Annotated in this window: 20 protein-coding genes, 12 tRNA genes and 1 rRNA gene; 2 read left to right on the top strand and 31 right to left on the bottom strand. The window is 37.6% G+C overall.

The window, feature by feature from the left end:
- From JOC83_RS19455 to JOC83_RS19390, 14 genes are all read right to left on the bottom strand, one after another.
- Window positions 1-63, bottom strand: a 16S ribosomal RNA gene (locus JOC83_RS19455); the annotation flags it as partial.
- 87 nt (window positions 64-150) lie between these two features.
- Window positions 151-224: transfer RNA gene (locus JOC83_RS19450), tRNA-Gly, on the bottom strand.
- Window positions 225-241: 17 nt separating this feature from the next.
- A tRNA-Pro gene (locus JOC83_RS19445) sits at window positions 242-318 on the bottom strand.
- A gap of 6 nt (window positions 319-324) precedes the next feature.
- Window positions 325-401, bottom strand: a tRNA-Arg gene (locus JOC83_RS19440).
- Between the two features lie 91 nt (window positions 402-492).
- A tRNA-Leu gene (locus JOC83_RS19435) sits at window positions 493-576 on the bottom strand.
- Window positions 577-591: 15 nt separating this feature from the next.
- Window positions 592-673 (bottom strand) — tRNA-Leu (locus JOC83_RS19430).
- A 12-nt stretch (window positions 674-685) separates the two neighbouring features.
- Window positions 686-761 (bottom strand) — tRNA-Lys (locus JOC83_RS19425).
- A 6-nt stretch (window positions 762-767) separates the two neighbouring features.
- Window positions 768-842 (bottom strand) — tRNA-Gln (locus tag JOC83_RS19420).
- Window positions 843-869: 27 nt separating this feature from the next.
- Window positions 870-945: transfer RNA gene (locus tag JOC83_RS19415), tRNA-Asp, on the bottom strand.
- A gap of 8 nt (window positions 946-953) precedes the next feature.
- Window positions 954-1029 (bottom strand) — tRNA-Val (locus JOC83_RS19410).
- Between the two features lie 52 nt (window positions 1030-1081).
- Window positions 1082-1153: transfer RNA gene (locus tag JOC83_RS19405), tRNA-Glu, on the bottom strand.
- Window positions 1154-1162: 9 nt separating this feature from the next.
- Window positions 1163-1253: transfer RNA gene (locus JOC83_RS19400), tRNA-Ser, on the bottom strand.
- A 6-nt stretch (window positions 1254-1259) separates the two neighbouring features.
- Window positions 1260-1334, bottom strand: a tRNA-Asn gene (locus JOC83_RS19395).
- A gap of 125 nt (window positions 1335-1459) precedes the next feature.
- Window positions 1460-1918, bottom strand: coding sequence for a SprT family protein (locus tag JOC83_RS19390; RefSeq protein WP_205189016.1), 459 nt, complete (start codon window positions 1916-1918; stop codon window positions 1460-1462).
- A gap of 190 nt (window positions 1919-2108) precedes the next feature.
- On the opposite strand from JOC83_RS19390, the gene cmpA reads away from it, so the two are divergent.
- Window positions 2109-2222 carry a cortex morphogenetic protein CmpA gene (gene cmpA, locus JOC83_RS19385; RefSeq protein ID WP_205189015.1) on the top strand — a complete coding sequence of 38 codons (114 nt, stop codon included), beginning with the start codon at window positions 2109-2111 and terminating at the stop codon, window positions 2220-2222.
- An 11-nt stretch (window positions 2223-2233) separates the two neighbouring features.
- Here the strand turns inward: cmpA and JOC83_RS19380 are convergent, their stop codons facing one another.
- The 13 genes from JOC83_RS19380 to acpS all read right to left on the bottom strand — a co-directional run bounded on the left by JOC83_RS19380 (window position 2234) and on the right by acpS (window position 12042).
- On the bottom strand, window positions 2234-4408 hold the full coding sequence (locus JOC83_RS19380; protein ID WP_239583646.1) for a Tex family protein: 2175 nt from the start codon (window positions 4406-4408) through the stop codon (window positions 2234-2236).
- Window positions 4409-4495: 87 nt separating this feature from the next.
- The gene (locus tag JOC83_RS19375) at window positions 4496-5098 is read right to left on the bottom strand and encodes a PP2C family serine/threonine-protein phosphatase (RefSeq protein ID WP_205189014.1); all 603 of its coding nucleotides are present in this window, start codon (window positions 5096-5098) and stop codon (window positions 4496-4498) included.
- Window positions 5095-5889 (bottom strand): RNA polymerase sigma factor SigB, encoded by a 795-nt coding sequence (gene sigB / locus JOC83_RS19370; protein WP_205189013.1) that lies wholly within the window; start codon window positions 5887-5889, stop codon window positions 5095-5097. Before sigB ends, JOC83_RS19375 begins: the two co-directional genes overlap by 4 nt.
- Window positions 5855-6340 (bottom strand): anti-sigma B factor RsbW, encoded by a 486-nt coding sequence (gene rsbW, locus JOC83_RS19365; protein WP_205189012.1) that lies wholly within the window; start codon window positions 6338-6340, stop codon window positions 5855-5857. The genes sigB and rsbW overlap by 35 nt, the downstream gene beginning before the upstream one ends.
- The gene (locus tag JOC83_RS19360; RefSeq protein ID WP_205189011.1) at window positions 6337-6669 is read right to left on the bottom strand and encodes an anti-sigma factor antagonist; all 333 of its coding nucleotides are present in this window, start codon (window positions 6667-6669) and stop codon (window positions 6337-6339) included. The genes rsbW and JOC83_RS19360 overlap by 4 nt, the downstream gene beginning before the upstream one ends.
- 57 nt (window positions 6670-6726) lie before the next feature.
- Entirely contained in the window at window positions 6727-7737 is a 1011-nt protein-coding gene (locus tag JOC83_RS19355; protein ID WP_205189010.1) for a PP2C family protein-serine/threonine phosphatase, read from the bottom strand.
- A gap of 13 nt (window positions 7738-7750) precedes the next feature.
- Window positions 7751-8152, bottom strand: coding sequence for an anti-sigma regulatory factor (locus tag JOC83_RS19350; protein WP_205189009.1), 402 nt, complete (start codon window positions 8150-8152; stop codon window positions 7751-7753).
- Between the two features lie 3 nt (window positions 8153-8155).
- Window positions 8156-8512 carry an STAS domain-containing protein gene (locus tag JOC83_RS19345; protein WP_205189008.1) on the bottom strand — a complete coding sequence of 119 codons (357 nt, stop codon included), beginning with the start codon at window positions 8510-8512 and terminating at the stop codon, window positions 8156-8158.
- The gene (locus JOC83_RS19340; RefSeq protein ID WP_205189007.1) at window positions 8509-9348 is read right to left on the bottom strand and encodes an STAS domain-containing protein; all 840 of its coding nucleotides are present in this window, start codon (window positions 9346-9348) and stop codon (window positions 8509-8511) included. Before JOC83_RS19340 ends, JOC83_RS19345 begins: the two co-directional genes overlap by 4 nt.
- 158 nt (window positions 9349-9506) lie before the next feature.
- Entirely contained in the window at window positions 9507-9857 is a 351-nt protein-coding gene (gene ndoA, locus JOC83_RS19335; RefSeq protein ID WP_205189006.1) for a type II toxin-antitoxin system endoribonuclease NdoA, read from the bottom strand.
- 4 nt (window positions 9858-9861) lie between these two features.
- Window positions 9862-10143, bottom strand: a complete 282-nt coding sequence (locus JOC83_RS19330) for a CopG family ribbon-helix-helix protein (RefSeq protein WP_110112020.1) — start codon at window positions 10141-10143, stop codon at window positions 9862-9864.
- 389 nt (window positions 10144-10532) lie between these two features.
- Entirely contained in the window at window positions 10533-11543 is a 1011-nt protein-coding gene (locus tag JOC83_RS19325) for a LolA family protein (protein WP_205189005.1), read from the bottom strand.
- A gap of 139 nt (window positions 11544-11682) precedes the next feature.
- Entirely contained in the window at window positions 11683-12042 is a 360-nt protein-coding gene (gene acpS / locus JOC83_RS19320; RefSeq protein ID WP_205189004.1) for a holo-ACP synthase, read from the bottom strand.
- An 81-nt stretch (window positions 12043-12123) separates the two neighbouring features.
- On the opposite strand from acpS, the gene JOC83_RS19315 reads away from it, so the two are divergent.
- Window positions 12124-12798, top strand: a complete 675-nt coding sequence (locus tag JOC83_RS19315) for a rhomboid family intramembrane serine protease (protein ID WP_205189003.1) — start codon at window positions 12124-12126, stop codon at window positions 12796-12798.
- Window positions 12799-12854: 56 nt separating this feature from the next.
- Here the strand turns inward: JOC83_RS19315 and uvsE are convergent, their stop codons facing one another.
- The 4 genes from uvsE to JOC83_RS19295 form a co-directional block, all read right to left on the bottom strand.
- Window positions 12855-13823, bottom strand: coding sequence for a UV DNA damage repair endonuclease UvsE (uvsE, locus tag JOC83_RS19310; RefSeq protein WP_239583644.1), 969 nt, complete (start codon window positions 13821-13823; stop codon window positions 12855-12857).
- Between the two features lie 102 nt (window positions 13824-13925).
- A complete protein-coding gene (gene cshA / locus JOC83_RS19305; protein ID WP_205189001.1) occupies window positions 13926-15389 on the bottom strand; it encodes a degradosome RNA helicase CshA in 1464 nt (487 codons plus the stop codon).
- A 422-nt stretch (window positions 15390-15811) separates the two neighbouring features.
- A complete protein-coding gene (locus JOC83_RS19300) occupies window positions 15812-17191 on the bottom strand; it encodes a UDP-N-acetylmuramoyl-tripeptide--D-alanyl-D-alanine ligase (RefSeq protein WP_205189000.1) in 1380 nt (459 codons plus the stop codon).
- 189 nt (window positions 17192-17380) lie between these two features.
- Entirely contained in the window at window positions 17381-18463 is a 1083-nt protein-coding gene (locus JOC83_RS19295; RefSeq protein WP_205188999.1) for a D-alanine--D-alanine ligase, read from the bottom strand.
- Window positions 18464-18475: the final 12 nt, after the last annotated feature.

Raw genomic sequence — 18475 nt, 5'->3', positions numbered from 1 at the left:
GACTTGCATGTATTAGGCACGCCGCCAGCGTTCGTCCTGAGCCAGGATCAAACTCTCCGAAGAAATGTTTGACTTGCTCATAAATTTTAAAACTTAAATTAACGTTGACGTTTGTCGCTTTGTTCAGTTTTCAAAGTTCAATATAATTTATGGAGCGGGTGATGGGAATCGAACCCACGACATCAGCTTGGAAGGCTGAGGTTTTACCATTAAACTACACCCGCTTATTCTATTACATAACTGGTCGGGAAGACAGGATTCGAACCTGCGACCCCATGGTCCCAAACCATGTGCTCTACCAAGCTGAGCTACTCCCCGTATGTATGGCGCGCCCGAGAGGACTCGAACCCCTAACCTTTTGATCCGTAGTCAAACGCTCTATCCAATTGAGCTACGGGCGCTTAATATTATTTCGTCACCTCAACAGCGACTTTATTATCTTATCACATTCGTTCTCGTTGAGTCAATACTTTTTTTAAAAAAGTTTTTCGATGCGGCCGAGAGGACTTGAACCTCCACGGGGTTAACCCCCACTAGGCCCTCAACCTAGCGCGTCTGCCATTCCGCCACGACCGCTTAGAGAAAATGTAATGCGGGTGAAGGGACTTGAACCCCCACGTCATAAGACACTAGATCCTAAGTCTAGCGCGTCTGCCAATTCCGCCACACCCGCGAAATAATAAAATGGTGAGCCATGAAGGACTCGAACCTTCGACCCTCTGATTAAAAGTCAGATGCTCTACCAACTGAGCTAATGGCTCTAAAAATGGCTGGGCTAGCTGGATTCGAACCAACGCATGACGGAGTCAAAGTCCGTTGCCTTACCGCTTGGCTATAGCCCAATATTGTTAAATTAGAGATATAATGAATGGCGGTCCCGACGGGACTCGAACCCGCGATCTCCTGCGTGACAGGCAGGCATGTTAACCACTACACCACGGGACCACCTTATATGGTGGAGGATGACGGGATCGAACCGCCGACCCCCTGCTTGTAAGGCAGGTGCTCTCCCAGCTGAGCTAATCCTCCACATTTCTCTGAGAAAAAAATTATCCATGTCAATAAACATGAATAAAAGGTATGACCCGTACGGGATTCGAACCCGTGTTACCGCCGTGAAAGGGCGGTGTCTTAACCGCTTGACCAACGGGCCATTATAGAATGGCGGAGAAGGAGGGATTTGAACCCTCGCGCCGCTTACACGACCTACACCCTTAGCAGGGGCGCCTCTTCAGCCACTTGAGTACTTCTCCAGATAATGGCTCCACAGGTAGGACTCGAACCTACGACCGATCGGTTAACAGCCGATTGCTCTACCACTGAGCTACTGTGGAATATTCTATATAAGACTTTTTTTATGATACTACTTTGCAAATAACTTGTCAATATTCTTTTTTTAATCCCACCGCTTTTGCGACGGCTTTATTAATATAGCATACACCAAACGACATAGTCAACATCATTTTGATACTTTTTCTAATCTACCTTTACACCGCCCACAAACATATTTGCTTGTATTTACTCTCCTACTTCTACAATATCTTTGACGACATTGTACACATTCATACACATGTTCTTTTTTTATCGAAGTTCTTTTACTTGATGACAAAGTCTTACAAAACCTTGGTGCACCAACCTTTGTCATTACTGCCTTAAAATCTTTATCCCCATGCTTATATCCTTTTCCTTCTATATGAAGGTGATAATGACAAAGCTCATGTTTAATAATACCTTTAATCTCTTCAAGTCCATGCTCTTCATAATACTTAGGATTAATTTCAATATCATGAGTGTGTAATAAGTACCTTCCTCCTGTTGTTCGTAAACGATTGTTAAAAGAAGCCTGATGAGAGAAAGGCTTCTTGAAGAGAGAGTAGGAAATTTCTTCTACTAATAATTGCAACTGTTGGTTGTTCATTTTAACCTTCCTTTGAGCTTAGCAATGATTTAACGACCACTTTTCTAAAAGCACTACGTACAGGCGTACTGCATATATTCTATACTACAACTGTTTTACACTAAACTGTCACTTATTTTTTATTAGAACAATGGACTGTTCAAACAAAATCAATATCATTTCATGATTTTCAGAAGGGATGGTGCCCTTAATGCCCACTTGGCTACAAAAGCAAATGCAACGTGCTTACTATAAAAAAGATCGATCTCAAATTAAACTTTTAAATCAATGCTGGTTTTTTTATCGAAAAAAGCACTGCTCCTAAGAGCAGTGCGATCAGTTTACTGGTCGGAGCATTGTTAATGACACTCTACCCTTTTCTATATTAACGTCTTCAATCCAAACCGTTACAAGATCTCCTACAGATACGATATCTAATGGACGACTAACGTATTTCTCACTTAACTTCGAGATGTGAACAAGCCCATCTTGCTTTACACCTATATCTACAAAAGCGCCGAAGTCTACAACATTTCGAACTGTTCCCTCTAACTGCATGCCTTTTGATAAATCTTCAAGCTTTAAAACATCGGTTCGTAGTAACGGTTTTGGTAACTCATCCCTCGGGTCACGGCCTGGACGAACGAGAGCATCTATAATATCTCGAAGTGTGAGTTCACCCATACCTAACTCCTCAGAAATATGCTTAAGGTTACTATCATCAAGCTTTTCTTTTAGCTCATTTGATCCTAAATCTTTACTAGAAAATCCAAGTTGTGTGAGCATCTGTTCTACGTTTTTGTAGTTTTCAGGGTGAATACTTGTTTGATCAAGCGGTTCATTTCCTTCTACAATACGTAAAAACCCAATACACTGCTCATATGTTTTTGCCCCTAATCTAGGGATTTTCTTTAATTCTTTTCGATTTGTGAATTTCCCGTTTTCTTCTCGGTACCTCACCATATTTTGAGCAACTGTTTTATTCAACCCTGCCACATATTGCAACAATGAAGCCGATGCTGTGTTCACATTTACTCCTACTTGGTTTACAACAGTCTCTACAACAAAAGATAATGAATCATTTAATTGTCTTTGAGATACATCATGCTGATATTGTCCAACTCCTACTGACTTCGGATCAATTTTGACTAATTCTGCTAATGGATCTTGAAGGCGTCTTGCAATAGACACCGCGCTTCGTTCTTCTACTTGTAAATGTGGAAATTCCTCGCGCGCAATCTCTGAGGCAGAATAAACACTAGCTCCCGCTTCATTAACAATTAAATAATAGATATTACGATCTAACGTTTTCAATAAGTCCGCAATAAATTGTTCTGTTTCACGAGAAGCAGTCCCATTTCCTATCGCAATCATTTCAACATCAAATTGATTAAGCATATTTAATAACTTTTGTTCAGCTTCCGTCCTCTTGTTAACTGGCGGGTGTGGGTAAATAACATCAATTTTTAATACTTTACCTGTTTCATCTACTACAACGAGTTTACAGCCTGTTCGATAAGCTGGATCTACCCCTAGTACAACCTTCCCTTTTAATGGAGGCTGCAACAAAAGCTTACGAAGATTTTCAGAAAAAATGTGAATGGCTCTCTCTTCTGCTTTTTCTGTTAGCTCTTTTCGAATTTCTCGTTCAATAGACGGCTCTATTAATCGCTTGTATCCATCCTCAATAGCTTCTTTTACATAATCTATAACACTTGAATTATGCTTCACAATAACTTGCTTACATAAATACTCTATAATTTGTTCAAAAGGAGCTTGAATGGTCACTTTTAATATTCCGTCTTTTTCTCCTCGATTCATCGCTAAAGTTCTATGTGGCACAATACGAGAAGTAGCTTCACTATATTCATAGTACATTTCATATACTTTCTTTTCATCTTTCTGCTCATCTTTTACAGATGATTGAATAAGACCATGCTTAAATGTCTTTGTTCGAATCCACTGACGATACGTTGGGTTATCAGATACTTGTTCTGCAATAATATCCATTGCACCGCTTATTGCATCATCTTTAGTTTCAATCTCATGCTCTGATGAAAGATATTCTTCAGCCTTACTATGTATAGAGTCTAACGGAAATGTCATCATCCATTGAGCAAGTGGTTCTAATCCTTTTTCCTTGGCTATTGTTGCTCTTGTTCGACGTTTTTGCTTGAATGGTCGATAAACATCTTCAAGCTCTTGAAGTTTTGTTGCTTGTTTTATTTGAACAATTAGTTCTTCGGTTAACTTTCCTTGTTCATCAATTAAACGTACGATTTCTTCTCTACGTGTATGTAGATTCACTAAGTAAGTCCAGGAGTCTAAGATATGGCGTATCTGCACTTCATCAAGTGCACCTGTTTTTTCTTTTCGATATCTAGCAATAAAAGGGACTGTGTTTCCTTCTTCTATTAATGAGATAACGCTTTGCACTTGCTTGTACGAAATATTTAGCTCAGAAGACACCTTTCTAATAATCGAGTCTTCTGTCTGTATAAATGTCGTCAATTCAACTCCTCCTCCCAATTAAGAAACGTTTCTCTTAATTGTAACAAAACTCACATGCGATAGCACATGTGAGTTAGCAAAGAAAAGTTATCCTGTTATATGGCCAATTACATACGTAATATCGTCGCTGTTTGAATCAATTTTACTTTGAAGTTCCGTTGACATTTGTTGGATTTTTGTTGTTTTTGAAAAAACTGATTTAATTTCTCTTAAATTCAAACCATCTGTATGAATTAAAAAGCGAGATTCGGGTTCAAAGGAGAACATTTGAGTGCGAAAGCGCTGCGCTCTTCCAGATAAAAATCCTTTTATCGGTAAAGGGTATGTCAATTTCCCACCAGGAGAGTAAAGATAGAAACGAATGTTACCGATATTGCTATAAACAAATTGAAATGTCTTTTTATAAAACTTCAGGATGGCGACGGCTGCACCACGCGTATTTTTTGTAGCTTCATTACACTTCACCATCAACTCTTCTACATCTTCATGTGGATATAGAGAAACTACATCTGTTATAGCAGATGATGCTTTCATTGCATGCTCTCCACTTCCCAATCCATCTGCCATTACACATAAAAAGTATTCATCTGTTTCTTTCACAAAGTAACTATCTCCACAATGGTGATTACCCTTTTTTGCGACTTGATATACTTCAACCTCTACAAGGTTGCTCTCATGCTGGGCAGTCAAACCTTGCACTCCATATGATCAGAATCTGCTCTAGCAGCATTTCGCAGTTTTTCTAAGGCTCTTCTTTGCAGTCGAGATACATGCATTTGAGAGATGCCTAACTTTTCACCCGTATCCTTTTGGCTTAAGTTCTCAATAAATGTGCAACGAATAATTTCTTTCTCACGTTCGTTTAACACATGAAGAATTTTCTCAAGCACCAGTCGTTGATCAGTTTTTTCATACCCTTGTTCTTTTTCTCCAACTAAGTCAAGAATCGTTACTGTACCACCATCTGAATCTGCTTCAATAGAGTGATCAACGGAAAGAGCTTGATAACTTTGCCCCATTTCCATTGTCTCTAACACTTCTTCTTCAGTCACTTCTAAATAAGCGGCAATCTCCTTTACTTGAGGAGAACGTTGTAAACTAGTCGTTAATTCTTCTACTGCAGCTTTAATTTTCGGACCTAATTCCTTAATTCGACGAGGAACATGAACACTCCAAGTCTTATCACGTAAAAATCGTTTAATCTCTCCAATAATTGTTGGAACAGCAAACGATTCAAATGTACGTCCAAAAGAAGGATCATATCTTCTAATAGCCCCTAATAAACCTAACATTCCTACTTGAGCGATATCTTCATGCAAGTCTCGTCCTTTTGAATAACGACGCGCAATTGATTCTACAAGATTTTTATAGTGTATAACAAGTTGACTCTGAGCATGCTCATCTTGAGACTGTTGATAACGAGCTATGAGCTGCTCAACCTCTTCTTTAGTTAACTTCATAGGTTGAGACTGGGTTTTCATCACTCTCCACCTGCTCTCTTTGCAAATACTTTGTCATCATAACTGTTACACCTTGCGAATTAGCCATTTTCACATCATCCATTAATGTGCTAATTAAATAGAGGCCAAGGCCACCTTCTGGTAAAAATTCTACTTCTTTTGATGTCTCATACGGGCCAATTTCTCGTTTTAACTTTTCAAGATCAAAACTCTCACCTTTATCTACCACCATAACCTCTAACCGATCATCGAATAACCCAAAGCCTACTGTTACTTCGCCCGTTTCCTCTTCTTTATAAGCATGTTGTACAGCATTCGTACAGGCTTCACTAATTGCGATTTTCATATCTTCAATCTCATCATAAGAGAAGCCCATTCGGTTAGCAACACCAGACAATGTAAGCCTTATGATTGCTACATAATCTGGCTTAGCAGGAATTTTCATTTCAACGAAGTCATAAGGTTGTTTCATTTTACGCCACCCTCTACTTGAGAATTTACATTTAGAATGTCTGTTAATCCCGTAATATCAAATAGACGTTTTAAGCGCTCAGATACACCAACGAATTTTAGGGTACCTTCTGTTTTCTTAATTGCTTTTAATAATGCAATAAATACGCCAAGGCCTGTACTATCCATATATGAAACATTTGTTAAATCAACTGTAATGTATGCATTTTTCACTTCTGCTATTTCAATAAATTTCTCCTTCAAATTTGGAGCCGTATATGCATCTATTTCACCAGCCAATGTAATTTGATACTCTTGGCCATTCTCTTTTACATCAATCGTCAAATTCATTGATCTAGATCCCCCTATATTCTTTTACTATTGTCTACATACCCTTACAACTACTATTTAAACTAATCGCTTTAAAATAATAAGTGTAAAATCATCCCTTAATTGGAAACCTTGGAGTTTTTCTAACTCTTTATAAACAGAGTCGACCATTTGTTGAGAAGATAAGTGCATATATGACCTAATTAAGTTTATAATGTCCAATCTTTCAATAAACTCACCTTCTCGTCTACACTCCGTCACTCCATCTGTTAAAAGGACAATCATATCACCTGTTTGTAAGTGCTTTTCGTATTGGGAATACTTAGTATAACGATCTACCCCTAATACTAGTCCTTTTGCTTCTAAATCATAAAATTGATCTTCCGATGCACTATAGTAAAATCCCGGTTCATGACCAGCCGAAGCATATATAAATGCATCCTCTACTGGATTATAACTTCCATAAAACATCGTAATAAACATACTTGGATCCACGTTTTGCTCAACAATTGTGTTTAGGTTCTCTAATACATAGCTTGGATTTTTACGAGATTCTGGTAAGCTATCCATTGCATACTTGATCATAGACATACACATAGCAGCTGGAATTCCTTTTCCAATAACATCTGCAACAGCAATGCTAATCATTCCATTCTCATCTTTTACAAAATGATGGTAATCACCATTCATTTGATTAGCTGGAACACTGATGGCCCCAATATCTAAAGAAGGGATATTTGGAATATGTGTATTTAACAAATTCTGCTGTACATTTGCTGCTACATCTATTTCTGATTTTAATTGGCGCTGTCTGTTTTTTAAATTCTGATGCTCTCGATAAGCTAAGCCATAGCTAATCATGACCTCAAGTAAAAAGTCCATTGAATGAAGAACCTTTTCTGGAATAGTTGGATAGATTTCTTCAATGACTTCTTTATGAATACTTACAATATCTTCTGGCGATATTTCATTTTCAAGAGATTTCCGACTAAGTTTTTGACCTTGATACAAAATTTGCTCATTTTGTGTTTGAATATAGTTCGCCAAAATATCCTTGTATAATTCTTTCATCTCTCTCTGAAAATCCATAGTCTACTTCCTCCTAGCGGAGCCATTTAATCGCTTTGATTTCAGTACCCTCTCCCACAGTAGATTCAATATCAAACTCATCCATTAAACGCTTAACCCCTGGAAGACCCGCACCTAATCCACCTGATGTTGAATAGCCATCTTCCATGACTTTACGAATGTCCGAAATCCCTGGCCCTTTATCAGAAGCAATTACAATAAGTCCTCTTTTTCCTACACGATGTAATTTCTCAATACAAATTTCTCCTTTACCAGCGTATAAATAAATGTTTCGTGCTAGTTCAGAGATAGCGGTTGTAATACGAGCCTGATCAACCGTACCGAATCCAAGCTCCTTAGAGACATTTCTACCTAGCTGTCGCGCCGCTACAATGTCCCATTCCGTTACAATCTTTACACAGGATTGGAATTCCATCTGCTACTCCCCCAATTCCGATTGGAGTTTTTCTAGCCCTTTTTCCAAGTCCAGTGCAGTTAGAACATCATTTAATCCAATACCTAATTCAACTAATGTAATGGCAACTGCTGGTTGTATACCTGTTAAGACAACTTTTGCTCCCATTAAGTTGGACATACTTACCACATCACCTAATACTTTGGCAATAAAAGAATCAATCATATCAATTGATGTTAAGTCAATGACAACACCTTTTGCTCCTGTTTGATGAATCTTATTTAATAAGTCTTCTTGAAACTGAATAGCTGTTTGATCATCTAATTCCCACTGAATTGATACTAGTAAATAATCATATAATTTTAAAATTGGTATCCTCACAGTGATTCCTCCGATTCTACATGTACAATTTTACGGTTTGTAATCTCAAGTGCCTTCTCAATTCCTTTTTTTAACGAGTTTTTCGTAATAATTTGATTGAGATCAATCCCTAAGTTCACAATTGTTTGTGCAATTTCTGGTCGAATTCCTACAAGTAAGCATTTTGCTCCTACTAATCGAACCGCCTCAGCAGCTTGAATAATATGATGGGCTACCATTGTATCGACAACTGGTACACCTGTGATATCAATTAATACTACTTCAGAGCGATGCTTTACCACACCTTGTAGCAAGTTCTCCATAATTTGCTTAGCACGTTCTGTATCAATCGTTCCAACTAAAGGCATGACAGTAATCTTATCAAAGACCGGAATAAGCGGCGCAGATAGTTCCTGCAACGCTACTCTTTGAAGCATAATCGTGTGCTCCCATGAATTTGAATACTTTTCAACTATTTCGTTATAAATAGGTCCTAACCACTCATCAAACTCATAAAGTAATTTCGTTTCTACCTTCCCCACACTAGAAGGGGCGCCCATATATCCTTCAAATACAACCTGTCCAATTTGACGAACACCTTGAGTCAAATACGTTAACGGCCATCCAAGTCTGACAACTCGTTGGATAACATCATCTAGTCTCTCTATAAAGCTATCTTTATCTATAACAGGGTTGGCTAAAATAGTTTCAACAAAGTCTGAACTAACTTTAACATAAACACTCTCAGATACGATACTTTGAATCCTCTCTGTTTCTGTATTCTTCATCAATTCTAACCAATGCTCAAATATTTCCGCCTTGTTATTTTTTATATAAGTCATTAACTCGCTATTCATAACGTCCTCCTCAGGATTTCTTAAAAGATAAACAATGAGTCGATTCTTTTAAGACGCTAATAACATTCTTTATCTCAATATATCTATACATGTTATTTTTAGTCAAATTAAAAAAGTTGCTCTTTATGGAGCAACTTTGTAAAAATGGAATTTTAATGCTAAAAGTCGATAAGTCCTAAACTTATTTGCAAGGCTTGATCCACTCTGTCCATCATCTCGTCATCTAAATGTGTAATCTTATCGGTTAACCTTTGCTTATCGATCGTGCGAATTTGTTCCAACAATATAACAGAATCCCGCTCAAACCCATAACGCTTTGAATCAATCTCTACATGAGTAGGTAATTTCGCTTTTTGGATTTGCGCAGTAATTGCTGCAACAATGACGGTAGGGCTAAACCGATTTCCAATATCATTTTGAATGACAAGTACAGGGCGAACGCCTCCTTGTTCTGAACCAACAACCGGAGATAGGTCAGCAAAATAAACGTCGCCGCGTTTGACTACCAAATCATTATCCTCCGCTTACTAAGCGTTCAACAGTATGATCAGCTTCATACTCAGCTAAGAAAGCTTCCGAGGCAATGTTTAAGTTTATTTTTGCCATCTCCATATATCCGCGTCTCATAGATTCACGAATATGGCGCTTTTTTCTTTCTCGAAGGTACATTTTTGTTGCTTGGTAAATAAACTCACTTCGATTACCATTCTCCTGTTTAATGATAACATCTAATTCAGATAATAAGTTTTGCGGTAATCTAACTAGGATCTCTGTAGTTGCGCTCGCTTCAGACACAAACATACACCTCCAACATCAATACACACACCAATAGTCTCATCTTCCTCCATAATACCATTGATTCCGATGAATGCAAAGTTAATTCTGTCAATTCCCCAACTATTATCGTCATTTTCTGTACCGTTTTATGCATTTATTAGAAAAAAAGTAATGACACCGACATCATTTTATGCAATTCATTTATAACCAATTCCATTATATTTAGAAGACAAGCCTTCTCTCTTCTCTCTCAACCCTTACATAAACCTTTCATGACGCAATCGAACATGTTAATATTTACCTTTTTTAATAACTCACTTAAATATAACTTCATGTACTCTTTTGGATGTATGGTGCGGCAGAAAAAAGAACAGGCCCTTGATGTATGAGCCTGTTGAATGTACGTGTTATTTTATCATCTGGCTTTGGATTGAACGTGCCACCATCATAAATTCTGATTCAGTTAAGTCGTTTGAGGATACCATAAAGTCTACCCCATCAAATGACCATGATAATGTTTTATCTGTGAGAGCTCCAATTGTAAAGCCTAAGTCAACAAGTTCACCACTTACACTTGTAGATGTAGAAGCTTGTGCCACACGAGATTTTTCTTGCACAACCGTAAACGGCTTTTCACCTTCATACATAATGACAATTCGTTCACCATTTTCTGTCTTAATTTTTTTCTCTTCTGCAATGACTGATCCATCAGGAATTTCTTCTGGATACATAATTTCGAATGGTTGAGCATTTGATGGCGCAACTGTTGGAACTTCCATTTTAGCACCTGTCATATTACGCTTCGTATCAAACGCACCTTCATCAAACTTTGCATTCATTTGAACATCTGAGAATTCTACTTCAATTAGGACATTTTCGTCTGTATCCATAATCTTCACGTTTTGAGGTGTTAAATCTTTTTTATTTAGAGTAATTGATTGTTTGGGTAACATCGCGCTGTTTTGGTAATTTGTTTTAGTTTTGAATACATATGACTTTTCATTTGAAGTGAACTCCGCTTCTTGATCTTCCATAATGTCTCGAACAAGAGATTCATATAAGTACGCTTGGCTACTGTTTTGCGGCCAATCACTTTGGAAGCGAAAACTTTTATTTAATGCTGGTGTTAATACAAATACGCCTTCATCATTACGCAAAATCATTTGACTTTGTTCTTTTGTTGCATTCTTTAAATTCACTCGATAATACATTGGCTTACTATGCCAGATTTCTACATCATACACTTGAGAATCTTTTCCCGTATTTAGTGTCATCTTAGCATTCGCTTTATAACCCGTCATCTCTTCTACTTTCTCATCAAGTGAGTTCATTACATCTTGTTGACTTTTTTCACCGCACGCAGCTAACATGAAAACAAAAACCAAACAGACGAGGAAACCAACAAGCCTTTTCTGCATTCTCTCAACCCCTTTGCATCAATTCACATATATTGAAGAGAAACCGTGCTGATGTCTCAGATGTGTACTTGCGCTGCTCACACCTTGTCTCTTCTATCCACAATATGAATATATGAACGACGCTTTACGAATATGCAGACTAGCGTGACAAGCTTTCAATAATTACTTGCGCAACTGCATATTGCTTGCTATGAGAGATAGATAGATGTACTCTTTCTTTTAGTGAACTCTCTATGTTTGGTTTACCACGTTCATCATAGAAGATTTCAATATCATGAAAGCTCAACTCTTTTCCGATTCCAGTTCCTCTTGCTTTTGAATAGGCTTCTTTGGCAGCAAATCGTCCTGCTATAAATTCTACCTTTCGATAACCGGTTAGCTTTTCATAATCCACTTTTTCATTTGCAGTTAAAATACGATGAACAAAAGCTGGTTGGCGTTCTATCACTTTTTTTATACGATCAATCTCTGTAAGATCAATTCCAGTTCCAATAATCATTGTAACTCCCTTTCTTCTACTTAATATTTTATCGCATATGATGAATGTAAAAATAGGAACTATGCAAAGGAGTTGTCCTAAATGTTCGTACGTACGGAAACATTTCGTGAATTTATCCGATTTTATCCTATTACATCTATTTTAATTGCTATTCACCTTTTGTTTTGGATTATTTTAATTTTACCTCTTAGCTATAGCAATCTTTTTATTTCACAATTAGTAGGGGTTAATGGATTAATTGAACAAGGAGAATATTGGAGACTTGTAACACCTATTTTTTTACACAGTGGATTTTCCCACTTGTTATTTAACACATTCTCACTTGTTTTATTCGCTCCTGCACTTGAGCGATTATTAGGTAAATCAAAATTTATCTTTGCTTATATAGGGAGTGGACTTATCGCCAATATTATTACGTTTTGGCTACATCCACCTACCTACAGTCATGTCGGCTCGTCAGGCGCCATCTTTGGATTGTTAGGTATGTATATCTTCCTCATTTTATATCAAAAACACGTTCTCTCTTCAAGCGATACTCAAATTGTTATTGTTCTTTTAGTTATTGGGCTATTAATGGGTCTATTTAACGCACGGGTAAATATGGTTGCACATGTCGGTGGAATGCTAGGAGGATTTACTTTATCATTCATTTTCTTTAAAGCACCTATTCATTCTCACCGCCCTAAAACCAAACAATTTTACTTTTGGTTAATTCTTTCCCTCCTTGTAATTATTGGTCTATTTTCTTATCGGTAGTGCTTTTCATTAAAAAGTCGTTCATCACTCTAAGATAACAGAGTGATGAACGACTTTTACCTTAGATAAAACGTGGACTTACTAGCAAGCTCAATACCTTTCGTTCCTTTTAAGTCTTCCATTAATTGAAATAATGCATCGTCTTTTTGTTTTGCTTCAATCATGCAATCTATTTGAGGTACACTTCCTTTGACTTTAAATAGGAAGTCTTTAAACATTTCCGCATTAATATAATTAGCATGGGCTCTAAAGTCTTTTTCATCTCTTGGACTTGAAATATGCATTTTAATTGGTAATGGAGAATGTTTCCACGTTTGAACAATTCGTTCCCAATTTTTCTCCCACTGAGCCTCTTCATGATTAGCTAAATGGTGATGAAGATCAAAAACTAGCGGGATATTTAATTTCTCACACAAGTAAAGAGCATGTTCCACGTGAAACGTTGTATCGTCATTCTCGAGCATAATCATTTTTTGTATGGTTTCAGGCACAAACCCCCAGTTATGAATAAACTGCTCCAACGCTTGTTCCTTATCTTCATACGCCCCTCCTACATGTAATACACAACGATGATTCAAATCTACTCCCATCCCTCTTAATAGAAGAGCATGCATTTTCAATGTCTTAATGGATCGTTTGAGTATCTCTGGCTTTTGAGAGTTAAGCAGAACAAAGTGGTCAGGGTGAAAACCAACTCTCATTGGATGACGATTTAAAAAGTCTTTGATTTCACTTAATATGGAGCGAATGGGCTTCATATAGTCCCAATCCTCAAGCTCCTCATGGTTAGCTAACGGAATTAAGCGAGAGCTAAATCGAAAAAATTCCACCTCACTCCATACGTTGTGCTTCAGTAACCGTAAACAGTTTTCTAAATTTGAAATAGCAATGCGTTCTAGTTTTTGAATGGCTGCCTCTCTGTTTTTTAATTTACTAAATTGAGCAAACGTCATTGTTTGGGATGGCGAACTGTTTTGTAAATGAACACTCATCGCTACATACCCTAACCTTACCAACGTATCCAACCTGTTCACCTCATCTACATAGAATGACCTTAGTCTTTCCGAGAGAGTAGAAAATAAAACAAGGCATGCAGGGATTACCTGCATGCCTTGTTCTTAACGTCATTATCCTTTATGACTGTTGCGTGATTCTTTACGACCGTTGTTGTTGCTGCGACGCTTATCGCCATGACGCTTTGCATTCCCTCTTCTACCTTGTTGAGAGAAGTTTTTCGATCTTGAGCGATTATTGTTACGTTGTTGCTTCGCTACTACAGGCGGCTCAGCTGTTAATTGAACTGGTGTCATATTTGGCTCTTTTGTAAATAAACGAAGAGCTGCTGACACTAATGATACGGAATCATGATCTTCTAATAGCTCTTCAGCCATTTGCTTGTAGAAAGATAAGTTATCTTTTTCTACCGCTGCAATTAGCTTATCTGCTGCTAGACGTTGTTGACCTTCCATTGCTTCATCAAGAGTTGGAACTTCCATACGGTCCATTTTACGCTTCGTTGTTTTTTCAACGTTGTGTAATTGACCTGTTTCTCTTGGTGTGATGAATGTCATCGCCACTCCTGTTTTACCAGCACGTCCAGTACGTCCAATACGGTGAACATAGCTTTCTGGATCTTGTGGTACATCAAAGTTATAAACGTGTGTAACACCTGAAATATCTAATCCACGAGCTGCTACGTCTGTTGCAACTAATACATCAATTGAACCTTCTTTAAATTGACGTAAAACAGATAGACGCTTCGCTTGGCTTAAGTCACCATGGATTCCTTCTGCTGCATATCCACGTAGATTTAATGCTTCTGAAAGCTCATCTACACGACGCTTTGTACGACCAAAGATGATCGCAAGTTCAGGAGACTGAATGTCTAATAAACGTGTTAACACATCAAATTTGCGCTTTTCTTGTACTTCTAGGTAGTACTGTTGAATGTTTGGAACAGTTACTTCCTTCGCCTTCACCTTTACAACTCTTGGCTCTGACATAAACTTTTCTGCAATGCGACGAATTGGGTCTGGCATTGTAGCTGAGAATAGTAGCGTTTGATGTTGTTTTGGTACATTTGATAAAATCTTTTCAATATCTTCAATGAAGCCCATGTTTAACATTTCATCTGCTTCATCTAATACAACTGTGTGAACATCTTGTAAGCGAAGTGTTTTGCGGTTAATATGATCTAACATACGTCCTGGTGTACCTACAATGATATGTGGGTGTTTTTTTAATGCACGAATCTGGCGGCCAATATCTTGTCCTCCGTAGATTGGAAGAACACGAACACGTTTTGTTGAACCAACTTTATATAGCTCTTCTGATACCTGTACAGCTAATTCACGAGTTGGTGCAATAACTAATCCTTGAATTGCATCAATTGATGTATTTACCTTTTCAATAAGAGGAATACCAAATGCTGCTGTTTTTCCCGTTCCTGTTTGCGCTTGTCCAATTAAATCATGACCTTCTAATGCTAATGGAATCGTTTGTGCTTGGATAGGAGTCGCTTCTTCGAATCCCATCTTACTTACAGCGTTTTTCAGCTGTGGACTAAGTCCTAAATCTTGAAATAATGCCAATTTTTCCAAACTCCTTCTGTGTTTCTATAATATCTATATTTTACAAAAAAAAGCATTCTCCGCAAATGCAGACAATGCTCTAAACGATCTTTTCGATAAAGTCGACGGGCGTTTAGAGAGTAAGAGTCTCAAGACACTTAGACTATATCATAACACTACCAAATATGAATTGCAATACAACTTACCTTCCAAAAAGGATAGTCTTTTAGCTAATCTTTTGCCATTAGCACTTCCTTTTTTTCATGACTTTACTTGTTTTAACGCTTCTGCCTCAAACAACATACGCTATTCAGATAACATAAAAGTAAGTTATATTTTAGTTAAAATATTTTTTTGTCTTGATGATATTTAATTTTAAGTAAAAGTAGACGGCTCCTTCGTACCTTTATCTCTCATAGCATTCCATTTGTCGCTTCTTTTTATTAGCTTTGCTTTTCTAACAAATGATGAATAACTTCTTCTAGCTTCATGCCTCGAGAGCCTTTTACAATAATAATATCTTGTGGAGAAGCAATTGTCTCAAGCTCTTTAGCTAACTCTTGCTTATCAGTAAAGTGCGCAATACGATCAGCTGTAAAAGCAGATTTTGCCCCTTGGATGATATGAGCACTTAAAGGGCCATAAGCAAAAACATAATCAACGTAAGATGGACTAATGAATTGACCAATCTCGAAATGGAATTGTTTTTCTTGATTACCTAGCTCTAGCATATCTCCAAGCACTAAAATTCTCTTCTCATATCCGTCCATATCCTTTAATAGCTGAATGGCCGCTTTCATTGAGGTAGGGCTGGCATTGTACGCATCGTTAATAATCGTCAGTCCAGATGGCGCCTTTTGAACTTCCATTCTCATACTCGTTAATCGTAAGTTCTTTAAACCTTCAGCAATTTCTCCTAATGGTAAGTGAAAGTAACGACCTACAGCAATTGAAGCCAGCGCATTATGAACGTTATGCTGACCTAGAACGGGTACAAAGAAAGACACATTCTCGTGTTGATTGATTGTAAAGCGTGTACCACTCTCTTGTTGCTCAACTAAAACCGGATATAGGTCTAATGCTTTACTTTGACCAAATGTAACAGTCTTAATGGCTGTATCTTTTAGCCTTGACACGAGTAAAGGCTCGTCTCCTGTATAAATAAGCTCTCCGTTCTCTTGAAGTCCACAAATAATCTCTAGCTTTGCTTCTGCAATGCCCTCTCTACTCCCTAGATCTTGAAGGTGAGATTCACCTATATTTGTAATAACAGCTATATCAGGCTTGGCTAAGTTAGATAAAAATTCAATTTCTCCTCTACTACTCATACCCATTTCTAAAATGGCAATCTCGGTATGTTTTTCCATTCTTAATAAAGTAAGTGGAAGGCCAATATGATTATTAAAATTACCCTCTGTCTTTAACACGTTATATTTTGTAGATAAAACGGCTTCAACCATATCTTTTGTTGTGGTTTTACCATTGCTTCCTGTAATCCCAACTACTTTTACATTTAATTGATCACGATAGGTTTCCGCTAGTGTTTGTAGTGCCTTTAGGGTATCTTCCACTAGTACAACTGGTAGATGCTGTGGAGGATTAGGTTCATCTTTATTCCACAACGTTGCAACTGCTCCATTTTCAATTGCTTTGTCAATAAATTGGTGCCCATTAAAATGTTCCCCTTTAATTGGGATAAATAAATTGTTCTTTTTAATGGTTCTTGTATCAATCGATACTCCCTCAATCTTTATGTCACCATTATTTATTAATTCACTACCAGGTATCATATTTGAAACTTCTTTTACTGTTTTGACGATCATAGACTGTTCGTCTCCTTCCTTTTAAACGCAGAAAGAGCGGACTCAAGAACGAAGGAATTCCACATCTCTTACCTTCATCATTCTCTACTATATGCTAAACATACATGTACAGGATAAGAAAAGAGAAGAAGACCTTTGAAAGTCAGCTCTTTTTGTTTATTCTTTCAAGTAAAGAGAGAGGATTCTCACTTACATTGTATACTTGATTTTTTGTTTTTCTGCATGACGCTCAATAGCAAGTTCCACAAGCTTTTCAATTAACTGTGAATAAGAAACCCCTGCATGCTTCCATAAAAGTGGGAACATACTAAATGGTGTAAATCCTGGCATTGTATTTACTTCATTAATATATAATTGACCTTCCTTTGTTAAGAAGAAGTCTGCACGCACAAGTCCCGATCCATCAATTGCTTTAAATGCTTGAATAGCCATTTCTTTCATTGTCTCACTTGTTCTCTCATCGATTTCTGCTGGGATAATCAAAGCAGTATCGCCATCTTCATACTTTGCTTTGTAATCATAAAAATCCTTTTTAGGAACAATTTCACCTATCACAGAGCAAGACGGATTGTCGTTTCCTAACACGCCTACTTCTACCTCACGACCTACTACCGCTTCTTCAATAATAATTTTACGGTCGAACATAAACGCCTCTTTGAACGCTTCTTCAAGCTCTGTACGATTTGAACACTTACTAATTCCAACGCTTGAACCAAGGTTAGCTGGCTTGACGAAGCACGGATATCCTAGTGCATCCTCTGTCGTTGTATATGCTTTTTCCATATTATTTTCCCATTCGCTTCTAATGAATGACACATATTTAACTTGTGGCAAACCAGCTTGAGCAAATAAATGCTTCATCACGACTTTATCCATACCCGCAGCGGAGCTTAATACGCCATTTCCTACATAAGGAAGGTTTAACAATTCTAGCAATCCTTGAACTGTGCCGTCTTCTCCGTTTGGTCCATGTAAAAGAGGGAAAATCACATCTAAGCTCTCAGATTCTGTGTCAGACACAGCAAACATTGCTTGACTAAGCGCAACAGGCGAGACTGCCTGACCACTTTCTTGAATTTGCAGCTGAGATACATGCTCAACAGGGCCTGTTAGTTGCTCTCCACGAATCCATTCACCCGTTTCAGTGATATAAATAGGATGTACATCATATTTATCATGATCTAATGCTTTCGTTACTGCTAATGCTGTTTGTAGCGATACTTTATGTTCAGCGGATTTGCCTCCGTATAGTAGCCCAAGCTTGATTTTCATAGGGATTCCTCC

This window comes from Priestia iocasae (genome assembly GCF_016909075.1).
In the GTDB taxonomy this organism is placed as follows: Bacteria; Bacillota; Bacilli; order Bacillales; family Bacillaceae_H; genus Priestia; species Priestia iocasae.
This window is presented reverse-complemented; position numbering and strand designations above follow the sequence as displayed.

Bases quoted from the DNA above. Each gene is read 5' to 3' on its own strand.
- JOC83_RS19390 (WP_205189016.1), bottom strand. From the start codon at position 1,918: ATGAACAACCAACAGTTGCAATTATTAGTAGAAGAAATTTCCTACTCT.
- cmpA (WP_205189015.1), top strand. From the start codon at position 2,109: ATGCCCACTTGGCTACAAAAGCAAATGCAACGTGCTTACTATAAAAAA.
- sigB (WP_205189013.1), bottom strand. From the start codon at position 5,889: ATGAAAACCCAGTCTCAACCTATGAAGTTAACTAAAGAAGAGGTTGAG.
- rsbW (WP_205189012.1), bottom strand. From the start codon at position 6,340: ATGAAACAACCTTATGACTTCGTTGAAATGAAAATTCCTGCTAAGCCA.
- JOC83_RS19360 (WP_205189011.1), bottom strand. From the start codon at position 6,669: ATGAATTTGACGATTGATGTAAAAGAGAATGGCCAAGAGTATCAAATT.
- JOC83_RS19355 (WP_205189010.1), bottom strand. From the start codon at position 7,737: ATGGATTTTCAGAGAGAGATGAAAGAATTATACAAGGATATTTTGGCG.
- JOC83_RS19350 (WP_205189009.1), bottom strand. From the start codon at position 8,152: ATGGAATTCCAATCCTGTGTAAAGATTGTAACGGAATGGGACATTGTA.
- JOC83_RS19340 (WP_205189007.1), bottom strand. From the start codon at position 9,348: ATGAATAGCGAGTTAATGACTTATATAAAAAATAACAAGGCGGAAATA.
- JOC83_RS19325 (WP_205189005.1), bottom strand. From the start codon at position 11,543: ATGCAGAAAAGGCTTGTTGGTTTCCTCGTCTGTTTGGTTTTTGTTTTC.
- acpS (WP_205189004.1), bottom strand. From the start codon at position 12,042: ATGATTATTGGAACTGGAATTGATCTTACAGAGATTGATCGTATAAAA.
- JOC83_RS19315 (WP_205189003.1), top strand. From the start codon at position 12,124: ATGTTCGTACGTACGGAAACATTTCGTGAATTTATCCGATTTTATCCT.
- JOC83_RS19300 (WP_205189000.1), bottom strand. From the start codon at position 17,191: ATGATCGTCAAAACAGTAAAAGAAGTTTCAAATATGATACCTGGTAGT.
- JOC83_RS19295 (WP_205188999.1), bottom strand. From the start codon at position 18,463: ATGAAAATCAAGCTTGGGCTACTATACGGAGGCAAATCCGCTGAACAT.